General features: G+C 46.5%; 20 protein-coding genes. 6 read left to right on the top strand and 14 right to left on the bottom strand.

Annotated elements, in window-relative coordinates:
* Positions 1–199: 199 nt before the first annotated feature.
* Both JUB15_RS19325 and JUB15_RS19330 read right to left on the bottom strand, forming a co-directional pair.
* On the bottom strand, positions 200–916 hold the full coding sequence (locus JUB15_RS19325; RefSeq protein ID WP_207514213.1) for a LytR/AlgR family response regulator transcription factor: 717 nt from the start codon (positions 914–916) through the stop codon (positions 200–202).
* Positions 909–1910: a sensor histidine kinase gene (locus tag JUB15_RS19330; RefSeq protein ID WP_207514214.1), complete on the bottom strand. Its 1002-nt coding sequence runs from the start codon at positions 1908–1910 to the stop codon at positions 909–911. The genes JUB15_RS19325 and JUB15_RS19330 overlap by 8 nt, the downstream gene beginning before the upstream one ends.
* A 71-nt stretch (positions 1911–1981) precedes the next feature.
* Between JUB15_RS19330 and JUB15_RS19335 the strand changes: the two genes are divergently transcribed.
* From JUB15_RS19335 to JUB15_RS19355, 5 genes are all read left to right on the top strand, one after another.
* On the top strand, positions 1982–2140 hold the full coding sequence (locus JUB15_RS19335) for a hypothetical protein (RefSeq protein ID WP_207514215.1): 159 nt from the start codon (positions 1982–1984) through the stop codon (positions 2138–2140).
* A 429-nt stretch (positions 2141–2569) separates the two neighbouring features.
* Complete coding sequence (locus JUB15_RS19340) at positions 2570–4273, top strand: ribulokinase (protein ID WP_207514216.1); 1704 nt, start codon at positions 2570–2572, stop codon at positions 4271–4273.
* Positions 4274–4350: 77 nt separating this feature from the next.
* Positions 4351–5049 carry an L-ribulose-5-phosphate 4-epimerase gene (locus JUB15_RS19345; RefSeq protein WP_207514217.1) on the top strand — a complete coding sequence of 233 codons (699 nt, stop codon included), beginning with the start codon at positions 4351–4353 and terminating at the stop codon, positions 5047–5049.
* A 206-nt stretch (positions 5050–5255) separates the two neighbouring features.
* Positions 5256–6755, top strand: a complete 1500-nt coding sequence (gene araA, locus JUB15_RS19350) for an L-arabinose isomerase (protein ID WP_207514218.1) — start codon at positions 5256–5258, stop codon at positions 6753–6755.
* 115 nt (positions 6756–6870) lie between these two features.
* Positions 6871–8619: a sodium:solute symporter family transporter gene (locus JUB15_RS19355; RefSeq protein WP_207514220.1), complete on the top strand. Its 1749-nt coding sequence runs from the start codon at positions 6871–6873 to the stop codon at positions 8617–8619.
* A 125-nt stretch (positions 8620–8744) separates the two neighbouring features.
* Here JUB15_RS19355 and JUB15_RS19360 read toward each other — a convergent pair whose 3' ends face one another.
* From JUB15_RS19360 to JUB15_RS19405, 10 genes are all read right to left on the bottom strand, one after another.
* Positions 8745–9860, bottom strand: a complete 1116-nt coding sequence (locus JUB15_RS19360) for a glycoside hydrolase family 88/105 protein (RefSeq protein WP_242696431.1) — start codon at positions 9858–9860, stop codon at positions 8745–8747.
* A 92-nt stretch (positions 9861–9952) separates the two neighbouring features.
* On the bottom strand, positions 9953–12907 hold the full coding sequence (locus tag JUB15_RS19365) for an exo-beta-1,4-galactosidase (protein ID WP_207514224.1): 2955 nt from the start codon (positions 12905–12907) through the stop codon (positions 9953–9955).
* Positions 12907–13707, bottom strand: a complete 801-nt coding sequence (locus JUB15_RS19370; RefSeq protein ID WP_242696432.1) for a rhamnogalacturonan acetylesterase — start codon at positions 13705–13707, stop codon at positions 12907–12909. Before JUB15_RS19370 ends, JUB15_RS19365 begins: the two co-directional genes overlap by 1 nt.
* Position 13708: 1 nt before the next feature.
* Complete coding sequence (locus JUB15_RS19375; protein ID WP_207514226.1) at positions 13709–15607, bottom strand: rhamnogalacturonan lyase; 1899 nt, start codon at positions 15605–15607, stop codon at positions 13709–13711.
* Between the two features lie 112 nt (positions 15608–15719).
* Entirely contained in the window at positions 15720–15908 is a 189-nt protein-coding gene (locus JUB15_RS19380; protein ID WP_207514227.1) for a hypothetical protein, read from the bottom strand.
* Between the two features lie 214 nt (positions 15909–16122).
* The gene (locus JUB15_RS19385; RefSeq protein WP_207514228.1) at positions 16123–17064 is read right to left on the bottom strand and encodes a glycoside hydrolase family 43 protein; all 942 of its coding nucleotides are present in this window, start codon (positions 17062–17064) and stop codon (positions 16123–16125) included.
* Between the two features lie 107 nt (positions 17065–17171).
* Positions 17172–17477, bottom strand: coding sequence for a hypothetical protein (locus JUB15_RS19390; protein WP_207514229.1), 306 nt, complete (start codon positions 17475–17477; stop codon positions 17172–17174).
* A gap of 43 nt (positions 17478–17520) precedes the next feature.
* Complete coding sequence (locus tag JUB15_RS19395; RefSeq protein WP_207514230.1) at positions 17521–17967, bottom strand: hypothetical protein; 447 nt, start codon at positions 17965–17967, stop codon at positions 17521–17523.
* A gap of 114 nt (positions 17968–18081) precedes the next feature.
* Positions 18082–18546: a thioredoxin family protein gene (locus JUB15_RS19400; RefSeq protein ID WP_207514232.1), complete on the bottom strand. Its 465-nt coding sequence runs from the start codon at positions 18544–18546 to the stop codon at positions 18082–18084.
* A gap of 1 nt (position 18547) precedes the next feature.
* Entirely contained in the window at positions 18548–20848 is a 2301-nt protein-coding gene (locus JUB15_RS19405; protein WP_242696433.1) for a TonB-dependent receptor, read from the bottom strand.
* 124 nt (positions 20849–20972) lie between these two features.
* On the opposite strand from JUB15_RS19405, the gene JUB15_RS19410 reads away from it, so the two are divergent.
* Complete coding sequence (locus tag JUB15_RS19410) at positions 20973–21638, top strand: metal-dependent transcriptional regulator (protein WP_207514234.1); 666 nt, start codon at positions 20973–20975, stop codon at positions 21636–21638.
* Between the two features lie 74 nt (positions 21639–21712).
* On the opposite strand, the gene yiaK is transcribed toward JUB15_RS19410, so the two are convergent.
* Entirely contained in the window at positions 21713–22729 is a 1017-nt protein-coding gene (gene yiaK, locus JUB15_RS19415; protein WP_207514236.1) for a 3-dehydro-L-gulonate 2-dehydrogenase, read from the bottom strand.
* 101 nt (positions 22730–22830) lie between these two features.
* Positions 22831–24492, bottom strand: coding sequence for a T9SS type A sorting domain-containing protein (locus JUB15_RS19420; protein ID WP_207514237.1), 1662 nt, complete (start codon positions 24490–24492; stop codon positions 22831–22833).
* Positions 24493–24657 lie beyond the last annotated feature (165 nt).

Below are 24657 nucleotides of genomic sequence, written 5' to 3' on the forward strand. Positions count from 1 at the left end.
CCGAGGACCGGAAAAGTGAAGTAGGCCTGTTTGGCGATTAATTCGACATGAGGGCAAAATTTGTAGATGAGAGGTTATTCAGTTATTTAGTTATTTAAACTTCGCGACTATATTTAGACTAATGAACTTAATAACTTAGGAACTTAATAACTTATGAACTGAATAACTTATGAACTTAATAACTCAGGAACTGAATAACTTAAAGTTTATGACTTATAGCTTTGACGAGTTCCTCCTTATAAAAATCACTGACGGGAATGATATGATCATTGATATAAACGCGGTTCTTGCGGATGGAGGATATTTTGTCAATGGCCACCATAAACGATTTGTGCACCCTTACGAAACCGGTTGCCGGCAGTTTATCAGCCAGGGATTTCAGGGGCAGTTTGGTAAGCACCGGTTTATCGTGTTGTAATAAATAGATCTTGATATAATCCCTTAGCGATTCAATGTGCGTGATCTCCCCTACCGCGATCTTCACCAGGCTGTATTCTACATTTACAAAAAAGTAATCATTTGCGGCCTGCGTCACCGGCGATTGTACGCCCTGTTTTTTCAAGGTGCAGAAATCGGCTGCTTTGTTTACAGCCCGTAAAAAACGTTCGAAGGTCACCGGCTTTACGAGGTAATCGAGCACATCGAGCTCAAAACCTTCCAGCGCATATTTCTTGAATGCCGTAATAAAGATCACCACCGGTTTATAGGTAAGCGATTGCAGGAACTGCGTGCCGGTTACGCCCGGCATTTGAATGTCGAGGAAAATAAGATCGATCTGTTCGCGCCGCAATACATCCATGGCCTCGTACGCATTCTTGCAGCGCTGCACCAGGTGCAGGAAGGGAATACGTTTGATATTATCTTCCAGCAGATCGAGCGATAAAGCTTCATCATCAACAGCCAGGCATTTAATCATGCGTTATAAGTTTAAGGGAGGCATGAAACCACTGACCATCCTTTTGCGCAGCCAGCTGGTGTTTACCCGGATACAGGATCTTCAGGCGCCGTTCGAGGTTGGTTAATCCAATGCCTTTGGTCTTATCGGCTACCTGCGCCGTATAAGGAATGGTTTTATTACTCACCACTAACGTTACTTCCTTTTCTGTTGCCGCCAGCTTAATACTGATCTCCGGCTCATCGGCCACATTCACGCCATGCTTAAACGCATTTTCAACAAGCGGGATCAGCAGCATCGGCTCAATGATATGTGTATAATTTCCCGGCTGTACCATGAACAGGATCTTCACCGAATCGCCAAATCGCATGGTTTGCAGATCGATATAACTTCGAATATATTCCACTTCCTTATGCAGGCTCACTTTTTCTTCGTCAGAATCATAGAGCATATAATGCATCAGGTTCGACATCTTCAACAACGCAGGTTCCAGCAGATCTGATTTTTTCCGCGCCAGCGATACCATGCTGTTGAGCGCATTGAACATAAAATGCGGACTAACCTGCGATCGCAAAAAAGACAGCTCCATGGTGAGGGTTTCCTGCTGCAAACGTTCGTTGCGGATCACATCCACAATAAACCGGTAGCTGGTAGCCGTACCCATCACGAACAGGCCGATAAAAACTTTTACCACAATGCCCGCATAGATCGCATACATAGGCATTTCGCCTGAAACCACCAGGATACAACCGGGCACCAGGGAAAACAAAAAACTGAAACCCAGGATCGCTAAAATATAGGTGGCAACCCGTTTCTTTAACAATAAACGCGGATACAGTACATAAGCGCTAAAATAGAAACCGGCGGTTTGCAGTCCGGTAAAAATGATGGTATGCCATTGCAGGTAGTTAGGCTTGTTAGAATCCTTCAGGGGCATGATAAAAATGGGCACTACAATGATCAATGCGGTGCACAAAATATGTAGCAGAATATTAACCAGTTTTCCTGATTTCATGCGGTAATTGAAAGTACGAATGTAGATTTTTTAGCGGTACGCCCGTTTTGCGAATGACAACCGGCCTGTTTTTGGCGGCAAGCGGACGATTTTTGTCGATACGTCACCGGTTACCAGTAACCGGTTACCAGTTACCAGTCGCCAGTTGCCAGTTGCGGGTACCAGTTGTCGCTACAGACCGGCAGGCATTCCCCAATGTCCTTGCACCGGTGAACCTGTTGCGGGGCTAAACCTTATGTAACCCGTTAACCTTATTAACTTTATCAATCCTGTATACTTTTAACCAGTTAAATCATGAACTGTTCAACCAGTTAGATCGGGAACTTGTCAACGCCGCTATCTTTCTTAGTAACAACGCTTTAGGTTTGGTTCACGGGTAACCTATCACACTTTGTATTCTTGACACTAATTCTCCCGCTCTTTACACAATTTACCCCGCCGGCGCCAAACTCGTTAGCTTCCCGTACCTTCCCTACAGGTTTACCCTGATTTATTTGTATTAGTGACACAACTAATTTTTGAGAATTCATAGTTTAAGTGTTATTTTGACACGAAACAGGCATGAAGGGCAATTCACGCAGTATCTTTGTAGCCAGAATACCGAACTTTGCCCGGATCGGATTATCAATAAAAACACCTTTTTTGTTTTAGTTGCCGATATGAAAAAAGAAAATTATGTGATAGGGGTTGACTATGGCACTGACTCAGTGCGGTCAATCATCGCCAACGCTGCCAATGGGCAGGAAGTTGCATCAGCAGTGTTTTACTACCCCCGCTGGAAAGATGGTTTGTATTGCGACCCGGCCGTTAACCAGTTCAGGCAGCACCCGCTCGACTACCTGGAAGGCCTCGAACAAACCATTACCAGGTGTTTACTGCAGGCAGGCCCTTCAGTAACAGCCAACATCAGGGCTATTTCGGTAGATACAACAGGTTCCACGCCCGTAGCCGTAGATGAAACCGGCACTCCCCTGGCCCTGTTGCCAAGGTTTGAAAAAAATCCCAATGCGATGTTCGTCCTCTGGAAAGACCACACCAGTGTTCGCGAAGCAGCCGAGATCAATGCACATGCAGAAAAGTATGAGACCAACTACCTGCAATACGTAGGCGGTATTTACTCTTCAGAATGGTTCTGGGCAAAGCTCCTGCACATTCTGCGTGAAGACAAGGAAGTGCGTGCTGCCTGTCATTCCTGGGTAGAACATTGCGACTGGATACCTTTCGTACTGACCGGCGGCAAACAGGTTTCCGCCATGAAACGCGGCGTTTGTTCAGCCGGCCATAAAGCCCTTTGGGCTGCAGAATTCGGCGGCCTGCCACCCAATTCCTTCTTTACCGAACTGGATCCTTTATTGAATGGATTTACCGAAAGACTTTTCACAAAGACCTATACTTCCGATAAAGCAGCCGGCACGCTGAGCAAGGAATGGGCCGACAAACTGGGCCTCTCTACTGACGTAGTGATCGGCGTAGGCGCTTTTGACGCTCACATGGGCGCCGTAGGCGGACAAATTGAACCTTACCACCTAAGCAAGGTAATGGGAACATCTACCTGCGATATGCTGGTAGCCCCCCTGCAGGAAGTAGAGGGCAAACTGGTGAAAGGCATTTGCGGACAGGTTCCCGGCTCCGTAATACCGGGCATGATGGGACTGGAAGCCGGCCAAAGCGCCTTTGGTGATGCCTATGCCTGGTTCAGGCAGGTACTTACCTGGCCCCTGCAACATGTATTAGGACAATCCACCATCATCAATACGGAAACTGCCAAAGCCATCATCGATGAAACAGCCGACAGGCTGATCCCCGAGTTGAGCAAACAGGCAGCCCTTATACCTGTGGATGAGAACAGCGAACTCGCAGTTGACTGGTTCAATGGCCGTCGTACGCCCGATGCCAACCAGGAACTGAAAGGTGCTGTCACCGGCCTGAACCTTGGCAGCGATGCACCCCGCATTTTCCGGGCGATCGTAGAAGCTACCTGCTTTGGCGCCAAAGCCATTGTAGACCGCTTTAACCAGGAAGGCGTTCCCGTAAAAGGATTGATCGGCCTGGGTGGTGTGGCTAAAAAATCACCATTCATTATGCAAATGATGGCCGACGTTATGAATATGCCTATCCGCATTCATAAATCGGAACAAACCTGTGCCCTGGGCGCAGCCATGTTTGCCGCTACCGCAGCAGGCATTTACAATAAAGTGGAAGATGCCATGAATGCCATGGGACAGGGATTCGACGCCACCTATTATCCCGATAAAACAAAAGTAGCCCTGTATCAGCAGCGCTATAAAAAATACCATCAGCTGGGTGGATTCACCGAAAGCACGGTTAAAGTAAAAGGAACAGCATCTGTTTTATCAAATTAATATGCAGTTACAGGTTACACGGAAATACAAAAGCCCGATACCCTGTAACCTGAAACTTGTAACCCGAAACAATTAAGATGAGCAAGTATCAGCATATACAACAAGAATGTTATAAGGCCAACATGCAACTGCCAGAACTCAATCTGGTATTATTCACTTTTGGCAATGTAAGTGTAGCCGACAGAGATCTGGGTGTTTTTGCTATTAAACCCAGCGGCGTACCCTATAAGGATCTGAGCCCTGATAAAATGGTGATCGTTGATTTCAACGGCAAGATCATCAGCGGCGACCTTCGTCCTTCCAGCGACACCAAAACACATGCTGTATTGTATAAGGAATGGGAAAAGATCGGCGCCATTGTACATACCCACAGTACCTATGCTACTGCGTGGGCCCAGGCACAGCGCGATATTCCCATTTTCGGCACTACCCATGCCGATCATAATACCGTAGACATCCCGTGCGCGCCGCCCATGAGCGATGAAATGATCAAAGGCAATTATGAATTTGAGACCGGGTACCAGATCATCAACTGTTTCAACGAAAGAAAACTATCGTACGAGGAAGTGGAAATGATCCTGGTAGGTAATCACGCGCCTTTTGCCTGGGGAAAAAATGGCGACAAAGCCGTTTATAACGCCGCCGTACTGGAAGAAGTGGCCCGCATGGCGTATCTCACCGAGCAGATCAATCCCAAAGCTCCCCGCCTGAAAGACGCACTGATCGACAAGCACTGGCAGCGGAAGCACGGAAAAGACGCTTATTATGGACAATAGGCAATAGGCAATGGGCGATTGCAAGTTTATAGTTATTGAGTTGTGAGTTATGGAGTTAATGAATAGATGGTAAAAAAGGGTGCTATAAAGTTGAGGAGCCATTCACCATTCACCGTTGACTATTGACCATTCACCATTCACGATTTAAACCCATCAATTAAAATAGCATTACGTCACATGACGATTGCACATTAAATATGCACTTTATGGAAGATTTGAAAAAATTGGAAGTCTGGTTTGTAACAGGAAGTCAACACCTGTATGGCGAAGAAACGCTGAAACAGGTGGCTGAACACTCAACACAGATCGCTAAATTCATTGATAAAGATCCCGCCATACCGGTGCGGGTTGTTTTTAAACCGGTGGTAAAATCTCCCGAAGAGATCTACCAGGTTTGCATGGAAGCCAATACCACTCCTGCCTGTATTGGTATCATCGCCTGGATGCACACTTTCTCCCCCGCCAAAATGTGGATCGGTGGCTTAAAAGTGTTACAAAAGCCTTTATTGCACCTGCATACCCAGTTCAACCGCGATATTCCCTGGAGCAGCATCGATATGGATTTCATGAACCTGAACCAGAGCGCCCATGGCGACCGTGAGTTTGGTTTCATGGTAAGCCGGATGCGGATGAACAGAAAAGTAGTAGTAGGCCACTGGCAGGAAAGTGAAGTGATAAAAAGCGTTGAAGTCTGGATGCGGGCAGCCGCCGGCTGGAACGACTGGCAAAACGCCCGTTTCTGCCGCTTCGGCGACAACATGCGCCAGGTAGCCGTTACTGAAGGCGACAAAGTAGAAGCCGAATTGAAATTCGGTTATTCCGTAAACGGCTATGGCATTGGCGACCTGGTAAAAATGATCAATGATGTTTCTGACAGCGCCATAACTCAAACAGTAGCTGAATACGAAGAAATATATACCGTACAGGCTCCCCTGCGCAAAGGCGGCGATCGCCACAGCGCCTTGCGGGATGCCGCGAAGATCGAGATCGGGATGCGCAATTTCCTGAAAGCCGGAAACTTCAAAGGTTTCACCGACACTTTTGAAGACCTGCACGGCATGGTGCAATTACCCGGTATCGCGTCTCAACGCCTGATGGCGGAAGGATACGGTTTTGGCGGTGAAGGCGACTGGAAAACCTCAGCCCTGGTGCGCGCCATGAAAGTTATGGCCACCGGACTGAAAGGCGGTAACTCATTCATGGAAGACTATACCTACCATTTCGACCCCAATAACCAACTGGTGCTGGGTTCGCACATGCTGGAGATCTGTCCTTCCATTGCCAAAGATAAACCGGCTGTTGAAATTCATCCGCTGGGCATTGGCGGCAAAGCCGACCCGGTTCGCCTGGTGTTCAATGCAGGTTCCGGTCCGGCCCTGAATGCTTCTATCGTTGATATGGGCAATCGTTTCAGGCTGATCGTAAATGAAGTGGTAGCGGTTGATCCAATCCAAAGCCTGCCAAAACTGCCGGTAGCCCGCGTATTATGGAAACCCTACCCTGACATGAAAACAGGTTGTGCAGCGTGGATCCTGGCGGGTGGCGCTCACCATACCGGTTACAGCCAGAACCTTACTGCCGAACATATGGAAGATTTTGCCGAGATGGCGGGCGTAGAGTTTGTATTGATCGGCAAAAACAGCAATCTGTACGATCTTAAGAATCAATTGAGATGGAATGATATGTATTATCGCCATTCTATTTAAAAAATAATCCACATATTGCAGCCGCTTTTGACTGTGCCACGGTTTGCAGCCGTGGCACGGTTACATAAAAACTAACAACCAACATTCATTCTTTAAAAAACTTTTGCAGCCCGCTATGAATACGCTCGCTTCCATCGACTACATCATCTTTGTCCTTTACTTTATATTGGTGGCCAGTTACGGTTACTATGTTTATAGAAAAAGAAAGACCCAGGAACATGATTCAAAAGCTTTCTTTCTGGCCGAAGGGTCTTTGACCTGGTGGGCCATTGGCGCTTCACTGATCGCTTCGAACATATCTGCCGAACAGTTCATCGGTATGAGTGGTGAAGGCTTTTTTGTAGGTACTGCCGTAGCCGCTTACGAGTGGATCGCTGCAATTGCCCTTATTATCATTGCCGTATGGTTCATGCCGGTGTATCTGAAGAACCACATTTACACCATGCCACAGTTCCTTAAAACACGTTACAATGAGACGGTGGCATTGATCATGGCCATTTTCTGGTTGTTCCTCTACATCCTCGTTAATCTCACTTCAATTCTTTACCTGGGCGCTACCGCTATCACCGGCCTCGTGGGCGATGCAACGGCAGGCACCCCGGAATTCCAAAATATTTTGCACATCATCATGATCGGACTGGCGGTTTTTGCGCTGGTCATCACGCTGGGTGGCATGAAAGTGATCGGTTATACCGACGTGATCCAGGTGGCGGTACTGATCGTGGGCGGCCTGGCCACTACTTACCTGGCCCTGACTGTAGTAAGTGAACAATTCGGCCTGGGTAAAAACGCCCTCGCCGGTTTCAAAGCGCTGATGCAGGATTCGCCGGAACATTTCAAAATGATCTTACCAAAACCGGCAGCTACAACTGCTACCATCAACGATGCGCATAACCTGGATATTCAGAAATATGTGGTATTACCGGGTATTGCCATGTATTTTGCCGGTCAGTGGATCGTGAACCTCAACTACTGGGGTTGCAACCAGTACATTACACAACGTGCATTAGGAGCCGATCTGAAAACTGCCCGTACCGGTCTCATCTTCGCCGGTCTGTTGAAGCTGATGATGCCGGTGATCGTAATGCTGCCTGGTATCGCTGCTTACGTATTGCACAAACACAATGCCCTGCCTAACTTCAATGGTGTAAAAGACGGCGCTTATTCTGCCGTACTGGGTTTTCTGCCGGCTGGGTTGAAAGGATTGTCGATCGCCGCGCTAACCGCTGCCATCGTTGCTTCCCTGGCAGGAAAGGCCAACAGTATCTCTACGATCTTCACGCTCGACATCTATAAAAAGTATTTCGGCAAAAACGACGACGAAAAGAAACTGGTGACGATCGGCCGTTATACAGTAGTAGCCGCTATGATCCTGGCCATCCTCTTTACGTGGAACGACCTGCTGGGTATCGGTGGTGAGGGTGGTTTTACTTTCATTCAGAAATACACCGGTTTCATTAGTCCGGGTGTATTTGCCATGTTCCTGTTGGGTATGTTCTGGAAACGTACCACTGGTACGGCAGCCATTGTTGGTGTGGTACTTGGTTTTGTACTCGCCATCTTCTTCAACAATTATGCAGTAGATATCTTCGGTAAAGAAACGCTGTTATATACTGCTTATACGTACGAAAAAATGGAGAAAGGCCAGGTAGTACAAATAACAGAAATTCCTTTCCTCATTAATATGGGTTGGTCTTTCGTAATTACGGTAGCTGCCATGGTTGGTATCAGCCTGGCCGGACCTAAAGTAAATCCGAAAGCATTCATGACCGACAAGAGCATGTTAAAACTCGAACCACGCACCATTGCATTAATTGTAGTTACATTGATGTTACTGGCAGCGCTGTATATAAAGTTCTGGTAGTCGTCACTACGGTAATGAAAAAACAAAAATGCCTCCCGATTTTATCAGGAGGCATTTTTGTTATATCTGACTTCCGACTTCCGGCCTCCGACTTCTGACCTCCGGCTTCCGGCTTTCGGCTTTCGTTACTTCAACTTATACATTTCACTGCCCGCGAGCAAGAAACAGCCCAAACCATAATCTTCAAAATCCGGGACCTTATCGTACGTAACCGGCTGACCATCCTTCGGTTCCTTACCAGTGCCCTGTACATAACCCAGCATACCATTTGGATGAATACAATCCTTCATCATGGCATTCCACGCTTTCAACATAGCCGGTTTGTAGGTAGCTGCATCAATGATATTGTTGTTAATACCCCAGGCCATTCCATACACGAATAAAGCAGTACCGGTAAGCTCTTTACCGCCATAATTGGTAGAATCGGCCAGGCTCACGTTCCAGAAACCATCGGTGCGTTGCAGCGGAAGCAGGGCTTTCAGCATGTCTTTATAATCCTGCAGGTATTCATTGTAGTGCGGATCGCTTTTGGGCAGCATTTGCAGGGTGCGCACCAGTGCAGCCACTACCCAGCCATTACCGCGGCTCCAGTAACAATTACCGCCATTGGGTTCTTTATATGGCGGATCGAAATCCTTATCCCGCCACCATAATTTCTCGGCCGGGTTATATAAGCCGTTATCACCATGTTTGTATTTGGTGAATGCATACATCTCATACATCCGGCTGAAATAACTGGTATCGTTGTACAAAACACCCAGCCGTACGAATACCGGCATGGCCATTTGCAGCGCATCGATCCAGTTCCAGTCATCCACTTTTTCCGTACCTTTCATCAGGTCAATGGACGCTTTTATGTCTTTAATGCGCTCTTCTTTTTTATCCATCAGGTACAGGTCAATATAGGTTTGACCGCAGCACTGGTTATCGGCATTGCGGGTTTGAACGCCGCCGCGCAGTCCCCATTTATGTTTGTTACCCCAGTCGATCGCATAATCGAGGTATTTTTTCTTTTTATCAATGTCATACAGGGCCATCAATCCTTCATAGTATACGGCCCTGGTCCAGATGTTACTCGGCCGTTCTATATTGGTAAAGATCGGCTTACCGGGATCGGGCCATTTGTTCATGAAATACTGATTCGTCAAACGCATTACCTTCAATACGCTTTTCTTTGAAGGCGTTTTTTGCGCATGTACCGAGGAAGCTAACAAAAAAGCAACAGCTAATAACAATTTCATTCTATGTACCATAATTACCTGATTAACGTATTACTTATTAAAATTGGCGGCCACCTGTCAGGTGGACGGAACTTCCACCTTACAATTCTGCCTTAGTTATTTAATTTTGGCTTCAACTCGTCGGGACTGTCCTTTGTATACCCATTCCAGGTTTCCCGCGAAGGCTGGGTAAACAGGGCCTGTATGGCTGACAGCTCAACAGACGCTGCCGGATTGAACTCCTTTGAAACCATATAATCCAGTAAACTGTGTAACAGCTGAAACGCAGCCGGCCGGTTACTCATATCATTCTTCAGGTCGATGCTGCACAACAATAATTTTCCTTTGCCCACTTTTGCTTCCAGCAGCAAGGCGAGTTTGCGGTTAATAAACCAGGTATCTATCGGTTGCAGTATCGGGCTAAAGCCTTTTGGAAAATCCTCCAGGTGCATTACCTGGGCTTTATTCACGATATCCCACCACTGCATATCGCTGTGATAAGTTGCAGGAAAGCGCTTAAAGGCGGGATGGTTGGGATCGCATACAATTCCTAAGGTATGGGGCGGACGCATTTTAAACCAGCTGGTATTCCAGAATACCGGGGTAAAGTAATTTACAACTTCTTTTCCTTTTACGATCTTGCCGGCAGCTTGTAAAAACACCGTACCGCCCTCTTCAAGGAACGAAATGGCTTTTTGATCGAGCGTGTCACATACATACACCTTACTGCTGCTGACCGCGAAACCAGATCGTTTAGCCGGGAAGACCCACACGTTCCAGTCGTTCCCATAGTTGGTGCCAGCAATCGAAATATCGAGATTGAGCCGCATCGGCGTTTGTATGGCTGATAATGGCACCTCAATATCACCCACCGGCAAACAATTACCTATCGCATACTCCTTTTTGTCATAACTGCCTTTGGCGATCAATTTGCCGGTACTGTCTTTCAGCATCCAGTTGATCACCGCATTCTTCAATGCAGTGCTGCCATAATTATACAATTCCACCCGGGCGGTTAACTTTTCATCATTCGTGTAAACGAATTTTTGCATACGCGTAAGCGGCACAACGGCATTGCAAAACCGCTTTACCTGTTGCGGCGTTATATAGGGCTTGCTTTGCCATAAAGCATTCAGCATACCTACCAGCGCCGTACCCTGGCCCGGGAAATCCTGCAGCCCCAGCAACTGAAAACCGGCGAGGCCCTTGGTTCGCATGGCTTTTTCAATTTCATTTTTATAACATAAAACCTGCAGTTTGCCGCTGGCCATTAAAAATGAATGTGCTTTATCAGCCATGCCGTGTTCGGCCAGCTGCTCCCGGAACAATTCAAAATTCTTTTCTTTATATACGCCGTTGAAGCGACTGATCTCATTAAAATCGGGGTATACACACCACTGCCCCATTTCATGCACCACGTAAGGCACATTGAATTTTTGAATGGCAGCATGGTAATCTGAATCACTTTCCGGACGCGCATTGGTCCAGTTCAATCCACGGGCGCCTGCTTTTACCATGTATTCATTTTCGGGCACGAGCGGCCAGCTGTTTCCTACGGATGCACCTGTATATACGCGGCGATTATCTTTTGCCTGCCAGTAATGAATAAGATCCGTCAGGTACTTTACCTGGTTGCGCCCTGCCGGTTCGTTACCACCAGGCGCTTCCAGGCAGAAAGAAGCGTAATTACCGTACCAGTAGGCCATGCGGTCCGTTTCCTCATACATATATTTATCAACCGGGCGGCCATCGCCTAATGATGTGCCATGGTTTACCCATCCGGGGCCTTCCGGTTGCAAATAGAACCCTGTTTTATCGGCAGCTTTGAAAGCCGCTTCGGGTGGACACCAGGAATGAAAACGCATATGGTTCAGTCCATGCGCTTTTGCCGTATTGAACTGTTGTATCCACCCCGCTTCATCCATGGGCGGAAAACCCGTTAAAGGGAACTCACAATTATTTACGGTGCCCCGTAAGAAAACAGGGCGGCCATTAATCGTAAAGCCAGTGCCCGCAATATTAAATGACCGCATGCCAAATGTCACTTCTTTTTTATGTTTGTCCTTATCTCCATTGAAGGAATGCAAGGTCACCTGCAGTTTGTATAAGGCGGGATTGAACTCATCCCACAGCAGCATATTGGCCGTCATAGGCAGTGTAAACTGTTGCGTGGTGAGCGTATCCCTGCTCAACGTAATTGACCCGGATACGGGCTTTATCACATGCGATCTTTTGGTATTAAAGGCGGCAGCTTCCAATGTCAGCTTTGCCGTTCCGTCCCTGCGGCCTTTCACAGTTACTATTACAATAGCTTGTTTATTCGGCACATCAGGATATACCTGAATATTCTCAATGCGCGCTTCCGGCGTTGCTTCCAGCGAGATCTTTCCAATGATCCCATTCCAGTTACCCTGGGTATGATCAGTTAAACTATGGGAGTCGGGTCCTACATTAATGGCTTTAATGCGATTATCGACCCGGATGGTGATCACATGCTTTCCCGGATCGCACAGATTCGTAAGGTCATACACATGCGGGGCCACCAGGCTGTTCTGCATGCCTACCTCCTTTCCATCTATCCATACCGTGGTTTCGGTATGGCATCTTTCCAGGAACAACTCAATCTGTTTGCCCGTAAAGCTGGCCGGTACCATTACTTCTTTCTGGTACCAGGCAGCTCCTACATAATATTTATCTGGTGTTAACCAGAAAGGAAATTTCAAATTACCTGGCTGCCGGTATTTCTCCATACGTGGATTGAAATACCAGCTGCTGTCATAAATGCTGCCCGTCCATTTTGTTTGTAAGGTTACCTCATCGCCTTTGCCATTGGTAAGCATGGAGCCGGGCAGTTTGATCTTATCTTCCAGTTTTTTATTGAACCATTGCTCCTTTATCCCCACGTCATTCCGGTCGATCCGGAACCGCCAGTCACCCGCCAGAGAGATCGATTGTGCGTGAACGGTATTGAGCAGGCTGCAGACTGCCAACAGGAGACATAAGGCTAGCCGCCTGCCGGTTGCCGGATGCTTTGTTATACCGTTATTATGTTTATAATCTTGAAACATTATTTCTTCAGGTATTTTTTCAGCGTGCATTTTTTAAGGTCTTTGATGCCTTTAACTACCAGGTCGGCATTGAGGGTAGAACCCGCTTTATCAGGATGGGTATGATCAACAGGGAAGAACCGTTTTACAGAATCGGCGCCCAGTTTATCGTACTCATCGGCAATGAGATCATTCAGCGGAATAAAGAAAGCATTGCCCGCTTTGGCCACTGCTGCTGCCCATTTGCCATAACTTTCATTGGCCCTTTCGGTTTTACCGTTCCGGAAATTATTCCTGGGCACCGGTGAACATACAATAGGAACAGCGCCTTTGGCTTTCGTATCATTAATGTATTTACGCATATACCAGCCATAGCTATATACCACTTCATTCACCTTACGGATGGGATTGTAGATAGCCGCACTATCATCACCAATCCCTTTTATCGTTCCGCGGGCGCGGGCAGTATCATCGAGCGGACTGGCATCATTATGTCCGAACTGCATCATCACGTAATCACCGGGATGTAATTGTTCCAGGATGCGGTCCCAGCGGCCTTCGGTAATAAAGGTGCGGCTGCTTCTTCCGCCAATGGCGTGGTTTTGCACGCTGATACGGGTTGTATCGAAACGCTCAGCCATAAAACTGCCCCAGCCCCAAAGATCCTTCTCCCCTTTTCCAGTGCCATTCTTTACCGTGGAATCGCCAATGATATACAAAACAGGTTTTGGCGCCTGCAGTAAAAAAGAAGAAACGAAAATGAATAGACCGATCGATACAAATGAACGCATCCATTTCCTGTGTTTATGTATTATACCCATGCTATTTGTTTTTTGCATTGTCGTTTTTACGTGGTTCAATGATGCTGATCTTTGGTTGGGGTGGTGCGCTCATTCCTTCGCCGAGATAAAAGCCGGGATGAGGAGGTTGATTATATGCTACATTCTGCCATACAATACTCAGCCGGTATTGCGGGTCATGCATCAGCGTATAAAATTTATGGGTAGTAGGAATGGTGGTTGAAAAAATACGCAATTCCTTGTTATCGCTTGTGCGGTAAATAAGCTCTTCTCGCCAGTCGCCCAGGATATCGGCCGATAAACAGGGATTTGATTTGGTGCCGTTATTATGCTGGCAATCGTAATCCCGGGCATCGAGCAGTTTATTGGTGACACTGTTTATATAGTCCCATTTTCCGACTATCGTAGCATTCAGGATCTCACTCAACAGATCGCCATCCCAGTAAATACCCATATTGCAGGGCGGTGTTTTATCAGCGATCTTGTTGCCCTTACAATCGAAAAGGCCTGTTATGTTGGCGCCCGCTACCCAGCACTCATACCCTTTATAACGGGGATCTATATCCAGGGCAAGCGCACGGCCGGGTCCTTCCCCATCTTCACCCGCAGCAACGGAAGGTTTTTTCCAGATCACTTCACCGGTCTTTGCATCCCGGAAATTAGCACCGGCATCTCCAAAGCGTTCCTGCGTACCAAACACTTCTATTCCCGGCCGCTCGGGATCGAGGTCTGAAACATGCAGGGCATCGGCATGACCAATACCGGTTGTGTACAGGCCTTTGCCGTCGTGATCAACGGTCATCTGCCCGTATACAATTTCATCTTTACCATCTCCATCCACATCAGTTACTGATAAGTTATGATTGCCCTGTCCGGCATAGCCGGGATATCCCTTTTCAGTATCGAAGACCCAGCGTTGGGTAAGCTTGTTGTTCTTCCAGTCCCAGGCGGCCAGCACACTGCGGCCGTAATAGCCACGGCACATGACCAGACTGGGATGCACACCGTCTAAATAAGCAACGCACGCCAGGAAGCGATCGACCCTGTTGCCATAATTATCGGTACGGCCATTTCCGCCGGAACCGCCCCAACCGTCTACCCGGCCACGTGAAGGAACATAATCAGTCGTATACAAAGCGGCGCCGGTCCTGCCATCAAACACCGTAAGGAATTCCGGTCCTTCGATGATACGGCCTGCGCTGTTGCGATAATCCCTGGTGGAATCGCCAATCACTTTTCCCTGTCCGTCAATAGTACCATCCGCCGTTTTCATGGCTATTTCTGCTCTGCCATCGCCATCGAGATCATATACCATGAACTGCGTGTAATGCGCGCCTTCGCGGATGTTCTTGCCCAGGTTGATCTGCCACAGGAATTTGCCATCGAGCGTATATGCCTGAAAGATGGGCGGGTCGGTAAAGCCACTGTGTGAATTGTCATGTCCTTTTCCGGCCTGGTGCAGGATGATCTCATAAGTGCCATCTCCGTCCAGGTCACCTGCACTGGCGTCGTTGGGTGCATAACCTGCCGGTGTTCTTAAGGGAATGGAAATATAGGCGGGCGCTGCCGCTTTCACCGTATACGTACGGGCGTCTTTCACTTCTTTGCCATTCACAACGGCTGCAACCTGGTACGTATATTCTTTTGTAGAATCAGTCTTTTCATCGAGCCAGGAAGTTACAGCTGTAATTGGTTTGGTATTCACCCGGGCGGCTTTTGACCTGTTTACCGAACGGTAAAGGTTAAAGGAAATATTAGGGGCATCCGTTGCCAGTAATCGCCAGCTGATAAAAACGGCTCCTTTTCCATTGGGCATGGCTACTATACCACGGTTCAGGAATTCCATTTGCCGTTGTGCCTGCATAGCTACAGGCAGCATGGCCATCAAAAGGAGCAATAATATTTTATATGGGCGAAGCATGGTATCGTTTATGATTTATTTTATTGTTACCGCCACATTGCGGACCACAACAATTGTATGGAAGTGAAAATAACAATAGCAATTCGTTTCATTGGGAACAGTTCTGTAGTTTTTAAGAACCGCCCGGTAAGGTGGAAGAGCGAGGGAGTTTATGGGCGCTGGTTTGCCTTGGCCATGCCGGGTCTTTGATGTTGGCGGGTTTGTTCAGTGTGACCACCAGCCGGCCGGATCTTGTAATAAAGATATTACAGGCAATACCGGCAAGTATGGCAAATTTCAGTAAAGTCAACCGTTTCTTCATGAGCTTTGCAAGCGTTAAAGCTTGTAAAATTAGGGGAAACGGCAGGGTCACTGTCCTGTTGTGTCCTGAGCCAACAGCCCTAAAGCGGAGTAAAATCTTTACCGGTTGCAGGTTACCAGATCCCGAATCGCCGTCGGGATATTCGATTTACAGCATTGAAATCTCGCTTTGTATATTGACGATTGTCGACTTCGATTGACCAATCATGCCGATCCTATCGTCCACTACTTTTTACCAGTTGCTGCAATTCCTTCTGTGTAATTGTAAGCACTGTCCCATGCCTGATGCCTTTGGGCATGACGAGTTTATCAGAGATCTCGGTCCAGTTCACGAGGTCAGAGGAAGTAATGGCTCCGTATTGATGATCGCGGTATTTATCGAAATAAACGATCCACTGCCTGCCTTGTTTAAGGACGGTGGGTCCTTCCGCCCAGTATTTACCGGTAATGGGCGCAGAAGGCGTACTATAACCTCCGGTGAGGCTGGTGCTGGTAGCTACACGCAGATTTTTCTGAGGCGGATACCGGGTTTCGTCTTTCAGGAACATTACAAAACGGTTTCCATCTTTCTGAATGGTGGCGTCAATCACATTAAAACCCTGGTCGTATAAGATCGCGGCTTTGCTGAATGATTTAAAGTCTTTGGTAGTTACATAGTACATGCGGTGGTTGTACTTGTTGTCGCCGGCTGAATCGCCTTTGGGAAATCGGCCCGGAATGGTAGTGGCCCAATAGATCATATATTCTTTTTTGCCCGCATCGTAAAAGATCTCGGGCGCCCAGCAGTTGAGGGCGGTGGGTTCATGCTCCATTACCGGAATGGCTTGTTGTTCACTCCAGTGGATCAGGTCTTTGGATGAAGCATAACCAATGGTCCTTTCATTCCAGCTTACCGTCCACACCATATGGAACTGACCGTCGGCCCCGCGAATGATGCATGGGTCGCGCATCAGCCTGTCTTTTCCGGCTGTAGGTGTTAGAAAAGAGCTGTCCTTTTTTAATGCCTGCCAGCTAAGTCCATCGGTACTATAGGCCAGGTGCAGACCATCTTCACCATTGCCTTTGAAGTAAGAGAAGAGGTATACGGATTTGTTTTTCTGTGCGGTTACTATCGAGAGCTGTGCCAGGAGAACAAACAGCCAGACAAATGCTTTCATTATGGGAAGATAAGACAAAAGCAAATACCCCCGACCCCTAAAGGGGAGAAACTGCTACCGGCCCCCCGTTACTGTTACCAGATACCGGTTGCCAGCCGTCAAATTGATTATTGTTCATTGCTTACTGCGAGTTGACCATTTTTCAAACTTTCATTAAAGGAATGAACCTTTAACAGGATACCACTTGCCAGCGTTTTTATTCCTAATACGGTCATGATCATTAGAAAGCTTAATACGAATATACCGCCGGCAAACTGGAAAGGACTGATATCGTACCAGGCCGGAAAGCCGGTGGTACGAACGGGCAACTCGAAAACGGCAATGCCGCGTAATTTAAATTCAATAAATGCTCCGGTAACCAGGAAGGTGTTGAGGAAGGAAGCTACGATACATACAGGCCAGATTTTTCTCATGGGAAAGGTTGTGTAACAGTTTATAATTATGGTTAACTAAGGTCTACATGTTGATGTCGTCGTAATATACCAGGAACCACTTGCCTTCTTTCAATTTGAACCGGCGTTCTACTTTGAAACCGCTTTGATCGATCCAGAATTTTTCGGTGACCATGGAATCTGTCATTGTAAGGCTATGCCTGCATTCTGTTGTATCTGGATCCAGGCTGACGGGCGTTTTCAGGAACTCCCAGTTCTTCTTTGACCACCTGCTGTTCTCGAGATCATTTACTAATTGTCCATCGATCGGGAAGGGAATTCTGGAAAGCTGAAAGCTGGAGTCTGCATGAAATTTGGTATTAAAGCTGTCGAATGATTCTGCGCCTGGGATATTGTTGAACGTTGCGATGGAAGGTGGGGCTTGAATAGGCAACGGCGCCTTTTTTTCATCTCGCCTGTTACAGGCAAACAATACGCTTACAAACAACGGAAGAAACTGGTAAGGTTTCATAGCGATCAAATTAGGTTTTAAAATAATACCAAACCATCCTGTTGCTATTTTCAAAACCAAATACCGTTCCTTTTCCGTCAATGGGGAAAACTTGTTGTTTGAAGGCTGATAATTTTATTGCAAATCGTTGATTGCCTTGAGCAGGTCTTTCAATTGTTGTGGCGATAAAACGCCGTTGTACCGGAAAAGCACCTCGTAATCTTTGCTCAACAGCACCCAGGCCGGAAAGCTGACGCTTTTGTCGCCGCTCAGGGCAACAGCCAGTTCATGCAAACCTGTTGCTATGCCGGTTGCTTTATAGGCATAGGTTTGTCCATGAAATGTTACTGATCCTTTTTCTTCGGCATCGAACGCAGCAAAATAAAAGCGTTCGTTTGAAGTCTGAAAATCCGGGTTCTTTTTTAGCTGCGCCTTTTGCAGCTCGCAGTATTTACACCAATCAGTCGTTAACAGTATGAGCACTGGTTTCGCAGCTGAACGCATACAGCTGTCCAGCTTTTGCAACGGCAGCGTCGCCAGCTGCCCTATACCGGTAGTAGCCAGTAGTAAAAAGGATAGTATGAAAATGAATCGCGCCATTTTATCTGAATAAATTATATCGCGCGCCCAGAAAACCTCTTATTCCCTGGTTTGGCGCGTACACATACGAGGGATCGAAAGTGAGCCCGTATGGATTGTCGGGCGTTACCATCGCCTGCCCATTGGCATCAAACTGTACGTTCTTATCGAATGGATCATTTGCTCTGGCAATAATGAATGGATTGCCAATATTGGGCGTCCAGTTCAACAGGTTCTTTATGCCGCCATAGATCTCAAATCCATTCCCAAGCTTCTTGGTAAACTGAATGTTCTGGATGCTCCACCACGGCGAATATTCGCTGCGCGGATCGGTTTCGCTTAGCAGTGGCAAGCGCATAGGACCATAGAGGTTACCGGTATAATCCACGGTAAGGTCAATACTTTTGAAGGTATAGCCGATGTTCCATACGCCGGTAAATCGTTCTGTAAACAATTGCCTTATTTTTTCGCCGCCCTCTTTGCGGAACACATCCATGGCGGTAGCCCCGGCAAGGATCTTCAAGCCATTGGCGAATACAATATCTGCATTTAAGGAAATACCCTGCGATACTGCATGTCCGTTCAAATTATCATAAATGATCTTATTGGGATCGGTATCATAGTTGGCTATGATCTTATTGGTAAAATAAGTATAGAAAGCTGTTGCATCGAGTCCTATAAACGTATTGCCGGCATAGATCTTCTTCACAAAATTGATATTCCCGTTCCAGGAAGTTTCCGGTTTCAGGTCATTGATAAAAACTATCTCGCGGGCCCCTGTAAGCGCCGCATGGTCTTCAGTAAAAACGTTAGCCACGCGGTAGCCATTGCCTGCACTCACCCGTAAAATATTATTCCTGTTTGCTGAGCTCCATTTATAATTGAGGCGGGGCGTAAAGATGCTGCCGTGTATGGAACTGTGGTCGTACCGCAAACCCAGCAACAGTTTGTTGTTGGCGTTTAAGGTGATCTCATCCTGTACAAACAGCCCCGGCAGGTTGGTGTTCGCCGGTTTATTTTTATTGATGTCATTGGCATCCGCCGTAGCCGGGGTGTTATCATCATAATACGTATAACGATAAGTGAGCCCGGTTAAAAGATCATGGCTTCCGGCGGTTTTAAACCACACCAGCTGGCCGAACCCGATATACTGGTCGGCCATATAAGGTATATTGCCGTATACACTGTTCTGGCTATGACCGTTCGTGCTGAACTGGAATAAAATTTTTTCTTTAACCGGCAACTGGTAAGTGCCGAACAGCTCCCACCTGTTGGTGTAAATGCTTTCACCATATACTTCGTCGCCGCCTCTGAATTTTCTCGACCAGTTCATTTCACCGCCCCAGCGGTCTTCATAAATATAGCGGCCAGCGAGGGAGAACAGGCGGTTATCCTTTCTGTGAAAGCTCCATTTATTAAAGACCGAGATGCGATTCTGCAATGTAACATCGGTAAAATTATCATTGTTGTTATCAATCGGATGTTGATAATTGTAGTAATTGACACCCAATAATGATTGCGCTTTATTACCTGCTTTGAATTTGGCAGCCAGGTCAACATTTGCTTCGCCCCAGCTGGTGCCAAAAATATCTGCAGCAATTACGGGTGCATTGACAGGCTTTTTAGTAATGATGTTGATCAACCCGCCTACGGCTTCACTGCCATACAGGGTGGAGGCCGGCCCTTTTACGATTTCCACCCGCTCTACCAGCGATTGTGGAATACCGCTCAGTCCATAAACAGTAGATAAACCACTTACAATGGGCATGCCATCGATGAGCACCATGGTGTAAGGGCCTTCCAATCCATTTATATGAATATCGCCGGTATTACAGATGTTACAGTTCAGTTGCGGTCGAACGCCATTTACGGTCTGCAATGCATCGAAAACTGATGGTACGGGGTTGGCCTTAAAGAACCGGGCAGTATATACTTCTACAGGAACCGGGCTTTCCAGCTTCGACATCTCTTTCATCGTTCCTGATACTACCACCTCATTTAAAGCATTATCTGCAGGCTGGGTTAAAACAACATTGTGGGTAATTTCTTTCCTGTCTACTTTAATATTGGTCTTGTAAGACCTGAAGCCCAGGAAGCTAACTTCCATTTGCCAGGTTCCGAAAGGCACCTGCTCTAACCTGAATATGCCAGTGCTATCAGAAGCCGCACCTTTATTCAATGCCGGGATGGCAACAGTGGCCGCTCCCAAAAGCTGGCCGTTGGCGCCGGTTATTTTCCCTGTTATAATACCCGTTTGGGCATTGCCCGCTGCAACAGCTCCTATAAACAAGACCAGGAAAAACAAGATGTTCAGCTTCATCATAACATTCCAATTTGTAATAACAGCATAATTTGGCATTACAAAAGTAATATGTTAGACTGATCTAACAAAATTATTTCGCTAGTTTCAATGTTAGAACCGGCTAATATTTTATTTAATTTGCCATATGATTTCACAGACGGAGGAAAATTACCTGAAAGCGCTTTGGAATTTAACCAGTTCAAAAGGAGAGGCCAGCGTTAATGAGCTGAGTAAACAGCTGGATATCAAGATGCCGACTGTAAACAGTATGATGAAACGCCTGGCCGAGAAAGGGCTGGTTCATTACGAAAGCTATAAGCCGCTTAAACTCACCGATAAAGGGAAGAGACTGGCGGCGCTGATCATCAGGAAGCACCGGTTGACAGAAATGTACCTGGTTGAAAAGATGGGTTTTGGCTGGGAAGAAGTGCATGACATTGCTGAACAAATAGAACATATCCAATCCCCCGCTTTTTTTGAAAAGATGGATGAACTGCTGGGTTTTCCCAAAGTAGACCCCCATGGCTCCCCCATTCCAGATAGGAACGGAAAGGTAGAAACGGAGCAATATATCAGGTATATTAAATTGAGCGATTGCAAAGAGGGCGATACCGTTACTTTTATGGCGGTGAGCCATTCATCTGACGAGCTGCTGAAATTTCTTAACAGCCGTGACCTGTCACTTGGGTCCAAAATAAAAGTGAAATCGATAGAACCTTTTGACGAGAGCATGACGGTTAGCTATGCCGGCAGAAAAGCTGAAATGCTGAGCAACAAAGTGTGTGATAAATTGCTGGTGAGGCCGGCCTAAGGCAAAACGCAAAGCGCAGAACGCCGAACGCTAAAAAACCATAAACTACAAAACCATAAACTATAAACGCTTAACTAAGTACTAAGATCTATCATTTTCTCCCATACTTCCTTAACCACCGGAATACCTTTTGCCAGATTGCGCTGGCGGGTTTGTAACACCCGTTCGCCAGGAAAAGTGATGGTTTTATTCTCTTCAGGTATAGATTGATGATAATCCATAATTATTCGTTTCACGACCTGTGCAATGGCCGACTGGTTACCAAGCTTATTGCAGTCAATGGCAATAAATACCTGCGACACGGCCATCTCTGCTTGCTGTTGCGATATTTCATGCACTGATAACCCACCCGACAACACCGTCGCCAGGATATCAAGCAACAACGACAGGCCCGCTCCCTTCCAAAAACCTATAGGTAATGGCCGGCGTGATCTCCTGATAGCGCCAGGATCAGTAGTGAGTTGCCCATCGGTATCAAAACCACCGTATACTGCTAACTGTTCGTTCTTCATATCCGCCTGTTCCAGCGCACCAAACGAATATTGCGACATAGCCATATCCAACACGATGGCCTCATTTTCAAAAGGCAATGCCATTACCAGCGGATTATTACCCAGTTTACTATCAACAGCGCCCCAGGCCGGCATCAGGCCGGTGGTGTTGGTCCAGCCGATGAAAACAAACCCCGCTTTGGCCGCCTGCCAGCCGTAAGTGCCACCCCGCATCCAGTGATTGGTATTGGCCAGCCCCACACATCCGATGCCATGCTGCCGCGCCAGTTGCATCGCGTTATTGGTGGCATGAATGGCATTTAACGGCCCGGGCCCCAACCGGCCATCCCATTGTTGCACTGCGCCCAGTTGGTGTTTCAGGGCTGGTTCTGCATGAACGTTAATGTAGCCTTTTTGAATATATTCAATGAAACGTGGAAAGCGGTTGACGCCATGGGTGTATACACCATCGATACTGTTATTGGTAAACAGTTCGGCGCATACCATCGCTTTATCAATGGTAAATCCATGTTTAAGCAGAATGGCATTGAACAGCTGCAACATTTCTGTGGAGGGAATGGTAATGGTTGGGTTCAACATACACGCAAGGTACGAATTGGTTGCGGCTTGCCCTTCAGCCATCAAATTTCATCCCTCCGAAAGACGCCAGGTTTTATATTGCTAAAAAATCATCACAGTTTTTATTGTTTAACAATCGCAAACCTGTTCATAGGCTTGTTATTATTGGAGACTACAACAAAATAGGTTCCGCTGGTCAACTCGGAAGTTGAAATCCTATAATTGTGATCCCTGGCGGTTTTGTTTCCTCTATCTATGATCTTAACCAATTGTCCAAAAGAATTGTAAAGACCTATTGTGTAATTTCCATTTTGTGGCAGCGACACGACAATGTTTAGCAATTCCCGAACCGGATTGGGATATGCTTTCACGGTGGCTGCAGCTGGCTGCTTAAATGTACTAGTTGAGTTGTCAGCTTTCGTAGTTACACAAGGTTGATTCGGCGGGCATTGTTCTGCAAGAAGGGGGAATGAAAATGAATTCTTTACGAAATGCATTTTATTTATACTGTTGTTCCAGGAAGTGCCTATAATGTAAAATTCATTCTCATCAATTTCGACATTTGATGTACCATCAGCACTCAGGAAAATCGGGTATTTAAATCTCAATGAACTCCAGTCTGCATCCTCGGCATAAAAGTCGACTCTATCACTCCAATCAATCAGGTTTGTTGAAAGTCTGTAGGCCATGTGAGGTTTCCCCTGCCCGTCAAAATAAAGCTCCAATCCTATAAACCGGTTGGTATTTTTAAACTTTGCCACCGAGAACCGAATAGTATTCATATCATTTGGAAATACAGGGGTACTCTGGGGGCCGCGGGTAGAAAAGAAAGCAGCTGCCTGGTCTTTGTTAAAACCTGCCGGCAGTGAAGGTATCCAGTCATTCACTGACCAGGTTTCATAAGCATTAGGATTAAATATATTGCTGTCATGTACACGTATACATTTAATTCCACCTGTTACATCATGAGATTCATCTTTAACAAAAATGTACACATAATGGCCATATACTATTGAAGATGGATGCCTTAAGCCGTAGGATGTTTGCCCGCCACTACTATTTACATAGCCGGCAGATGGCCAGCCTATGGGGCCTAAATCATTCAGGTAATTAGCGCCGTAATCGTTCTCTTCATTATAAGGTAACCAGTTAGCATTCAAAAAGCCAAAATAAGCTTCCCAACATTCCTGATATGTTCCATTGTAATCGCCGGAAAAGGTAGCAGGATCATTCGCATTTATGACCCAGGAAGGCCTTACCGTATTCTGATACAGATAATTGCCTATCTTTTCATTTTTATTTTCGCCATGACTAATGGCAAACAGGATTACCTGATCAGTTCCCGGGTGATGTATCACCTGTGAAGAAAAAATGCCATTATAATTTCTTCTCCAGTGTAAATTCTTCCATTCGTTGTGATAAATGTACGAGGGGCTTGCAAGATAATTAGGATCGTGGTAATCGCCCCACCAGTGCAGGGATGTTAAATTCCATTTGGGACCATGACCATAATTAGGAGCACTGCCAACAGATAGAGTTTCGTTATATGGAGTAGCAAGGGACCTGGTAGATGACCAAACTCCCGTATAATGAGTAGTAAAATAATACTGATACCATCCTCCCTTTACAACCCATGGTGGTATTTCTGCATAAAATGATAAAGACCCCGATTGTTGGGTAAAGTTTGTCGTGGAGATCCCTCTTGTATAATCACTGATATTAAAAGTTTGGGACTGTGCAAGAAAGGGTAGCAATATACACAGGAGTATACGTAATATTTTCATATCCTATCTGTTTAATCATTGACCGTATTCCCTTACCAACCACTTGCAGACTGCTGTTTATGCCATACTAAGCTGTGAATAAGGTATAATATAACCAGTAACGTTATGCTGCAAATGTAGCTGATTAAAAAAAGTAGAACGACGGAAATGTATAAGCGTGCAGAT

It is taken from the genome of Longitalea luteola (assembly GCF_017356035.1).
Classification (GTDB): Bacteria; Bacteroidota; Bacteroidia; order Chitinophagales; family Chitinophagaceae; genus Niastella; species Niastella luteola.